Source organism: Phocoenobacter uteri (genome assembly GCF_900454895.1).
Lineage (GTDB): Bacteria > Pseudomonadota > Gammaproteobacteria > Enterobacterales > Pasteurellaceae > Phocoenobacter > Phocoenobacter uteri.
This window is the reverse complement of record NZ_UGTA01000002.1, coordinates 33,988-42,087: the sequence shown is the minus strand read 5'-3', so window position 1 is coordinate 42,087 and position 8,100 is coordinate 33,988. Positions and strand designations below refer to the sequence as shown.

Annotated in this window: 10 protein-coding genes and 1 pseudogene; all 11 read right to left on the bottom strand. The window is 31.1% G+C overall.

Annotated elements, in window-relative coordinates; all coding sequences use genetic code 11:
* On the bottom strand, positions 1-210 hold a 210-nt coding region (locus DYE60_RS10005; RefSeq protein WP_147285456.1), incomplete at its 3' end, for a DUF5710 domain-containing protein.
* A gap of 4 nt (positions 211-214) precedes the next feature.
* Entirely contained in the window at positions 215-898 is a 684-nt protein-coding gene (locus DYE60_RS10000; RefSeq protein WP_172460420.1) for a zincin-like metallopeptidase domain-containing protein, read from the bottom strand.
* A 54-nt stretch (positions 899-952) separates the two neighbouring features.
* A complete protein-coding gene (locus DYE60_RS10255; protein WP_172460419.1) occupies positions 953-1,111 on the bottom strand; it encodes a hypothetical protein in 159 nt (52 codons plus the stop codon).
* Positions 1,099-1,230: pseudogene (locus DYE60_RS10435) on the bottom strand (ArdC-like ssDNA-binding domain-containing protein); the annotation flags it as partial. The pseudogene DYE60_RS10435 and the gene DYE60_RS10255, both read right to left, overlap by 13 nt.
* Before the next feature lie 648 nt (positions 1,231-1,878).
* Positions 1,879-2,145 carry a hypothetical protein gene (locus DYE60_RS09990; RefSeq protein WP_115316506.1) on the bottom strand — a complete coding sequence of 89 codons (267 nt, stop codon included), beginning with the start codon at positions 2,143-2,145 and terminating at the stop codon, positions 1,879-1,881.
* Positions 2,142-2,525: a DNA topoisomerase gene (locus tag DYE60_RS09985; protein WP_115316505.1), complete on the bottom strand. Its 384-nt coding sequence runs from the start codon at positions 2,523-2,525 to the stop codon at positions 2,142-2,144. Before DYE60_RS09985 ends, DYE60_RS09990 begins: the two co-directional genes overlap by 4 nt.
* 100 nt (positions 2,526-2,625) lie before the next feature.
* Positions 2,626-2,967 carry a hypothetical protein gene (locus DYE60_RS09980; RefSeq protein WP_115316504.1) on the bottom strand — a complete coding sequence of 114 codons (342 nt, stop codon included), beginning with the start codon at positions 2,965-2,967 and terminating at the stop codon, positions 2,626-2,628.
* A 33-nt stretch (positions 2,968-3,000) separates the two neighbouring features.
* Positions 3,001-3,522, bottom strand: a complete 522-nt coding sequence (gene traF, locus DYE60_RS09975) for a conjugative transfer signal peptidase TraF (RefSeq protein WP_115316467.1) — start codon at positions 3,520-3,522, stop codon at positions 3,001-3,003.
* Positions 3,500-5,404: a type IV secretory system conjugative DNA transfer family protein gene (locus DYE60_RS09970; RefSeq protein ID WP_115316466.1), complete on the bottom strand. Its 1,905-nt coding sequence runs from the start codon at positions 5,402-5,404 to the stop codon at positions 3,500-3,502. Before DYE60_RS09970 ends, traF begins: the two co-directional genes overlap by 23 nt.
* Complete coding sequence (traI, locus tag DYE60_RS09965; protein WP_115316465.1) at positions 5,401-7,659, bottom strand: TraI/MobA(P) family conjugative relaxase; 2,259 nt, start codon at positions 7,657-7,659, stop codon at positions 5,401-5,403. Before traI ends, DYE60_RS09970 begins: the two co-directional genes overlap by 4 nt.
* Positions 7,656-8,030 carry a plasmid mobilization protein gene (locus DYE60_RS09960; protein ID WP_115316464.1) on the bottom strand — a complete coding sequence of 125 codons (375 nt, stop codon included), beginning with the start codon at positions 8,028-8,030 and terminating at the stop codon, positions 7,656-7,658. Before DYE60_RS09960 ends, traI begins: the two co-directional genes overlap by 4 nt.
* Between the last annotated feature and the right edge of the window lie 70 nt (positions 8,031-8,100).

Genomic DNA, 8,100 nt, shown 5'->3' with positions numbered 1-8,100 from the left:
TCTAACTCTATGTAATTTACCATCCATAATTGGATGTTCGCCAGATACAACTAATCCCATATCCTTCATAAAAATAGAAAACTCTTCTCTTGGAGATAATGCAGGATCTTGTTGCACAGGGTTATTTTCTGGCAACCACTTCTTCATTTCATTAGTTACAACACCTGAAATATACCAACTCTTAACAGATTTATCCCACTTAGCACCCAAAGCTTTAGCTTCTTCTTTTCTTTAACGGAACAACCAAATATGTTTTCTCTGAATTATTCTTTTCTACTCTAACATTTTCTTTATTCATCCATTTACTAAAAGCTTCTTTATCAAGATTTTCAGGAATATACCAAGATGATTCTCCCCTATCCCATTTAGCTCCCAAAGCTTTAGCTTCTTCTTTTTCTTTAAATGGAACTGAGATATATGTTTTATTAGAATTTTCCATATCATTTACCCTAGCTAATATACTTAAATTAAGTTCTGTTGTTTCATCCTGTTGCTTATTAAGCTCTATTTTTTGCTCTTGGGATAGACTTAAGACAAAATCTTTTATTTTTTCTGCATCAGATGAGGCTCTAATAATTTCAGCAGGATCACTCTTCAATACTGCAACCCAACTTTGAACATAACTTGCATGCCTATTAGTATCATGTGGAATACCTACTTCCATTTCCAACATCATTGAAGAAATCTCTGCTCTTAGTTCTTCTCTTGCATATTTTTCACCTCCAAAATGGCCAGTTAAATCTCTATTTAGTCTTGTGGAATGCCCTGTCCAATGGCCTAATTCATGCAATGCTGTTCCATAATAAAATTCAGGTTTCTCAAATTGTTCTTTTAGAGGCAATACAATCTTATCTGTTGATGCTTGATAATATGCCTGATCCTGTTTTTTATGTTCTATATTGCCCCTGAGTTTTTAAGAATTTGTTCAGCTTTATCTATGCTATCCATACATCTATTGATTTTTCTGGAGCGGTGGCAATCCATCAATTTGCTCTGCATTAAAAACAACTGAATTAATTACTTTTGGTCTTTCTAAGCGTACTTTTTCTAAAATTTCTTTGCCATTATGATCTAATCTAGGTTTACCATTTTCATCTTTTATAGTCTGCATCTCCTCAAAAATCCAATATTGAACCTTTGTCCCCCGCTCCCCTTTTTTACCTGAGCTCCAAGAGTCTGAGCCTGTTTATAGGTCATCCAACGTGGATCTTCACGCCCAGATAATGCTAAATTTAAAACATTGCCCCTCTATAATTTTCCCAGTTATTACATTGTAAGGCCTGCCAGTAACTGTCCACCCTCTTTGCCAAGGAGCAACACCTTTTCCAATTGATCTATTAATTTATCAGCAACCTCTTTATAAAATGGTTTTTTAATATCTGACATATCTACTCCTAATTAGAATTTAATAAATCTAAAGCTCCCTCTATGATATCTTCCATATCCATAGAGTCATCCTCAAAGCACCTAAATAATCGGCTTCTTCAGGAGAAATTCTATAATAGCTCCTGGATTATTGCCTCAATCATTTTGATTCAAGTGCTTCAGTTTCAATTATAGATTGCTCATTATCAGAACCAATCAATTCATCTATTAAGTTTGGCATATTAACTCCTTAATCAATCTTAAATTTGGGCTTACCCATAACATCTGGATAAAGTTGTTTACAATTAGGATAATTCGAACAACTCCAAAAAATAATTTTGGATTCTTTTTACTTCTTCTTTAATAAGTCCACTACTACATAAATGACACTTATATTCTGAAATCACTGGTCTTATATAGGTTAAGTCTGGAGTATTATTTTATCAGGAAAACGAGCATCACATCCTTTTGTCTTATAAGCATTACACAACCAGAATAAACCATATTTACCATTTATTTGAGACATGCCGAACCACATTTAGGACAAATATATGCTTTAATATGACTTAAATTAAGCCCTTTTAGTTTAATTTGACTTACCTCATCTGTAATAAATTGAATAACACTATTAATTAGATCTTCTTTATTTAGAATCCCATTTTCAATCTCTAAAAATTTTTGATGCCATAATGCGGTCATATCAGGATATTTAGCTGAATCGGGCAAAACATCATAAAAAGCTCTACCTTTTTCTGTACTTATAACGGTTTTACCTTTCATTGATAGAACCCCCTTTCAAACAATCCTTTCAATATTTCATCCCTTGTTGCTGGAGTACCAATACCACCATGCTCCCCTTCTTTATTTTTATCTTTATCTATAAGAACTTTCTTTAAGTTAGGATCTAAAACATAATTTGCTACCCTTGTTAAATCATTTAACAAGCTATCCATGGTATATAATGCTTTTGGTTTTGTTTCTAATTTTTTCCAATCCGCAGATAAGCACTCTCCTTTACACCCCTCATTTAAATTATCAAAATTTAAATCAGCAATATCCTCAACACCATCATCATTATTTGCATCATTCTGGTACAATGTTTTCCACCCTAAATCAGTAGTAACAATACTCCTTGCTCCATATTCATACCCAAAACGCATATAAACCTCTACTATTTAATACCTTTATCCCAGTTTTTTATAAATTTATTGTCATAAATTAACTCTAAATATTTAGCATCTATATCCCAAAATGCTTTATTTAAAGACTCCCCTTGTTGAGAAAAAATAATTTTTCATGTTCTTCAACATTATCAAAAAAATCCTTCCCATTTTGGAGTAAATACAATCGTCTAAAATAATAATCTTGTAATACTAAATCATGTAATAAAGAAGAATTATTTGTAAAAAAATCAGCATTATTTATACAAATTTCCTTATACATATAGTTAATACTACATCTAAATTCATTCCATCGTTTCATTAAACTACTTGCAAAATCTAAATTTTGAGGATTAATCATTCTTGACTGAAAGTAATCTAATATTGATTGATGCTCTTCCTTTGAAACTCCACCTAAAAGTTTAATTAAGAATTTCTTCATTTCTGTTTTTCCTTCTCATTTTAGCGGCTAAAATCACCAAGTAAAAATAGGTATAACGACATTGTTTATATTTTTATAATTCAATATTCCATAATATCTACCATCAAAAGACATTGGATTTTTATCAGTCATAGTAAGCATTTCACCTTTCTTTAAAATATAATTATTAAAAGATTTAACGGGTATATTTAATCCTGAAATTCTCTTACTATGTAAATAATAATTACCATTAATAGTTACTCCAAAAGAATTAATAGATACCTTATCCCCTTCTGATGCCACTAAAATCTTCATCATCATTCCTAATTCACCATCACAAAAACCTTTATTAATCCACATTCTATTTCTAGCTTCTTGGAATAAAAAATTATTTGGTGGACAGAATAAAATAACATCTCCTTTTTCTGGTGTTTTATCTATAATTTTATAAATTCCAACAGGAATACTCGGCGTAGTATTAATTCTAATACCGAGAAAATAACCAGAAACTATAAATAAAAATCCAATACTTAAAATAATAATAAAGTATTTGCTAATCCAAACTAACTTTTTCATTCTCTCGTAATCTATTACTTTTAATAAGAAGATCGCTTTTTACTGGTGCAGGGATTTCTGATCTTTTTTGAAATATAGGATCTTTGAAATACAGGGGTTGTTTACCATATATTGCTGGATATCCTGTAACAAAAACTAACATATCGCCAGATTCAACAATAGAGCCATCCAAATCCTTTTTAGGTCCAGGCATTCGTTGTACTTCATCTGCTGTCATTAATGGCCTGGATATTTCCTCAACACTTCTTGACACTTGGCTATCCATAACAGAGACTCGCTTACCACTTGTTGTAATTTTCTCTTTTGTAACAGTTGTTATTCCTGTCATTTTAGATAAGTACTCTGCTGTTTCTAGTCTATTAGGTTGATAGGCAATTTGAACATGGCAATTAGATGTTATACTTTCCTCTGGCCCATATCCTGTTTCTCTACTTCTTAATTGCGTTGTATCTTGGCAAATTAAATAAGCCTTAATTCCATATCCAGCCAAAAATGCTAATGATTCTTGTAGAATCTCTAATTTACCTAAACTTGGGAGTTCATCTAACATCATTAATAATCTATGTTTGTAGTTTGCAACCGCTCGTCCATTTTTAAAATCCATACCTCCAGCATTTAATCTAATAACCATATTTACCATTATTCTCATTAATGGTTTTAATCTTTCCTTATCTGTTGGCTGTGCTATTGCATAAAGCGAAACAGGATCAGAGTAATCCATCAATTGTCTTAATTTAAAATCAGAAACATTTGTGTTTTTTGCAACAATAGGATCTCTATAAAGAGATAAATAAGTTTTTAATGTAGATAATACCGAGCCGCCTTCATCTTCTGGCTTATCTAACATATCCTTTCCTGCTGCAGAAACAACAGGATGAGCTTTTAATCCATCTATATGTAAATTATGTAACATTTCATTCCATAAGCCTTGCATTGCTTTCTTTTCATCATCAGAAGCATATTTAGGATCTGCCAATAAAGCATCTACACCAGCAAGGCTAGGTATGACTGTATCATCTATTTTAGATTTATAAATAACATGTAAAATTAACCCAACCAAAAGCATATATGATGTTTTTTGCCAATGGTCTCTTAGTCCCTTACCATTTGGATCTACAACTAAAATTGCAAGATTTTGTGCATCTGCAATTTCATTTTCTGAACCTATTCTAATTTCATCTAACGGATTCCATCTTGCACATCCTGAAGAAGATGCTGGCTCAAATTTTAGAATTTTATTATTTGCATGATTTTTTCTCCATCCAGAAGTCAAAGCATATAACTCACCTTTTAAATCACTTACAAAGGTTGAATGTGGCCAACTCAATAATGTTGGTAGGATTAAGCCGACACCTTTACCTGATCGAGTTGGGGCAAATGTAAGTACATGCTCTGGCCCACTATGTCGAAGATAGTTAAACTGCCCTTTATCATCAATCCATCCTCCGACATAAACCCCCTCCCCTTCGAGTAGTCCTGCATTTTTAACATCCTTTTCTGTTGCCCACTCAGCAGAACCATGTAAAAATTCATTTGCCTTTGATTTGGAAGAATTACTTTGAGCAACAACATATATTGCAAAAAAAATTAATAAAACAATTGTCGTCAAAAAGCCAATCGATATACTTTGCATAAAAATATTTTCATAATATTTACCCCAAGATAAATACCATTCAATAATTTTATGAGGAGAATAAACTCCTTCAATATTTACACCCAATCCTGCTTGAAATCCAAACTTATAAGCAGTCCATTGAGTTGCAGCCCAAAAACCTAAAATTATTGTTAATAAAAATAATACAAGACGTTGAAAAACATAATTATTTTTTCTCACATCATGTTTTCTGTTTCCAATCTGATTATTTAATTTTCTCTTTTTCATTTTTTATTCCTTCTTTGTTTGCTATTTTTAGCATCTTTCAATGAAATTTTGCCTTCGGAATCTAAATTAATTATTGACTGTAAACCTGCTTTTTTTAATTTTGATAACTCTCCATAAGCAGCGGCTTTAACATAAACATTATCATCTCCTGATTTCTGTAAGAGAATCAGATTTTGGTTATTTACTTTACGAACTCCCATAAATTTAACATCACCATTTATGCTGTTATTATATACCAAGTGTTTTGATATATCGAACACTTGTTTTAAATTATTACGCTTACTATTTCTTTCTGATACATAAGTTAAAATTGCATCTTTTTTATCTTGATCTAATCCATTGATATATGCCGCCCATCGCATTCCATCATCTCTACTGGTTGACTTCCTGTCCATATAATTATGTGCATTACTCTGCAATAACACTTTGTTTCGTTGTTCGAGTGATGCCACATTGCCACAGGACAATCCTGACATACTGTGTACTTCTTCGGTCGGTGCTCTTTCGGTAAACTGGCTAATGTTGGACTGAGCAAATAACCCTCGCTCATATTGCTTAAACTTTCTACTGTTGGATTCAGTACATCTTGATTCATTTCTTGAAGGAGCTGTTCTGATGCCATTTGAGCATCCATTTCCATCTGTGCTATTTGCTCTTGAGTAAGCTCTTGATCTAGAATCTCCATTCCAAGAATTTCTGAATAATCTTTGTCTATCATTATTGATTTGCTCCTTAATAAGAATTTGTCTATGTCTTTCCATTCCTATATCGTTAAATTGAATACTTAATTTTGCTTTTGCTGCAACTTTAACAATCTGTTGCTTAAATAATTCATCTCCTTCTATATTTAACAACGTCCCATATTTACTCTGTGCTAATTTTAATGCCTCTAAAATAGTTTCATCATCACTTTTACGGGTTATATCTATTCTTTTTCCTACATCCCTAATTCCTGATTTCTTTAAGATAAAAGATCCTCTTCGAGTAACTGACTCTACTTTTTTGTCTATATCAACAATTACATTATTATCATTTCCCCATATAGAGAATTTGCTTTTCCTGAAATTTTGCTGTTGTAATACCTTAGCGGCCTTTTCATTACCTGCCAAAGCCTCTTTTTTTAGCCAGTCATTCCAAACCAAAGGTTTCGTAGATTTATATAACGCTTCTCTCTCTCTTCTATATTCATCATTAATATTTTTAATTCTCTTTTTTAAATCATAAGATGTTGCCGCATAAGCAACTCTTTTAGAAATTCCCTTACTCAGTCCTCTAATAATGTTTCTTTTAATCTGTGCATTATTTTTAGCTTTTAATATTTTATTCTGGTGATCGTTCTTTAATTTAAAGAAACTTTGTTTTCTCTTAGCATTAAAATTATTTCTTTCATTCTTATAGGATAAGAAAAGATCAGTGGTATCAATTTTCCCTTTAAAAACTGGTTCTTTTTTATACTTTTTATTGGTTTTTCCTAAAAACTCTTTTCTATTACAAATAAATTCACCAAATTTTTTTTCTAAATTAGGCTTGGATAAATCTCGACTTATAGTACTGGCTTTAACCTCTAAATTACTCTCTTTATCCCCTATAACAAATCCATTACCTTTTAACCTAATGTAAAGATTAGACTCATTTAAAACTTTATGTAACTCTTCCCAATTAGAACTTCTAAATATATCATCTAAGCACTCTCTTCTTATCCAGCTAACCAAACTTTCAAGACCAGAAAATCTTTCCATATCCTGAACTTTATTTTGAGATATTGTTTTAGACCCTATATGATTTGTTGCTATCAAGTCATATTCATTTTCAACAAGAGAACAAACAGAAGATAAAATCTTATAATCATTAAAAGGCTCATGAATATTAAAAGATTTCGGATTAATCTTATTAATAGCTATATGAATATGTAAATTATCAGTATCATTATGAATAGCACTAATTCTCTGATGATCACCATATCCCAAAGCATTACAAAAGCGATCTTCTATCTCATAAAGTTTTTTATGTTCAAGGAATTCTCCAGTAGGAAAAGACAATAATAAATGGTATGTTTTATCTGATTCACTACGAGTATTTTTATTTTGAGTTGCTTGGATCTCTAATTTAGCCCATTCGATATTATCTGATGTACAATTTGTAATACGAATATTATCAATCCTATTATTTTTATTTTGTGTATCTGATATATAATTTACCAATCTACTAAAACTAGATTTACTAACTGTTTTCATTGGTATTTTTTTTGCAATCATTTATCTGCATTTCCATTAACATTATTGACAATGCTTAACATTGTAATTTGTAATTTTGCAATCTCATCAAGCAAAGTATCAATTTTTGTGGCTATATCTTTATCACCATATAAAGACATCTTTTCTGGATTTTTTAAAGCCAATGCCATTAAATTACCTAGCCTTGATTGAGCAGTATTTATTTTAACTAACTCTAAAATAGCATCTTGATCTAGCGTACTTGTTGGTTTAAATCCTAGCCCTAAATTTCTTAAAAATGTTGATGTCGTCATTCCTAAAGAGTTAGCTTTAATTTTTATTTCTTCTTTATCTGATTTAGATAAACAAACTTTAAGAATTTCTCTTCTTAAATTATCACGCTTAATGTTCATAATTCATTCCAAATATATTTTAATAAGGCGGCAGCCTTTAGCCTCGCAGAGCAAGATTGGACTTGAGCTT

Coding starts and splice junctions, on each gene's coding strand:
- DYE60_RS10255 (WP_172460419.1), bottom strand. CDS start 1,111: ATGCAGACTATAAAAGATGAAAATGGTAAACCTAGATTAGATCATAAT.
- DYE60_RS09990 (WP_115316506.1), bottom strand. CDS start 2,145: ATGAAAGGTAAAACCGTTATAAGTACAGAAAAAGGTAGAGCTTTTTAT.
- DYE60_RS09985 (WP_115316505.1), bottom strand. CDS start 2,525: ATGCGTTTTGGGTATGAATATGGAGCAAGGAGTATTGTTACTACTGAT.
- DYE60_RS09980 (WP_115316504.1), bottom strand. CDS start 2,967: ATGAAGAAATTCTTAATTAAACTTTTAGGTGGAGTTTCAAAGGAAGAG.
- traF (WP_115316467.1), bottom strand. CDS start 3,522: ATGAAAAAGTTAGTTTGGATTAGCAAATACTTTATTATTATTTTAAGT.
- DYE60_RS09970 (WP_115316466.1), bottom strand. CDS start 5,404: ATGAAAAAGAGAAAATTAAATAATCAGATTGGAAACAGAAAACATGAT.
- traI (WP_115316465.1), bottom strand. CDS start 7,659: ATGATTGCAAAAAAAATACCAATGAAAACAGTTAGTAAATCTAGTTTT.
- DYE60_RS09960 (WP_115316464.1), bottom strand. CDS start 8,030: ATGAACATTAAGCGTGATAATTTAAGAAGAGAAATTCTTAAAGTTTGT.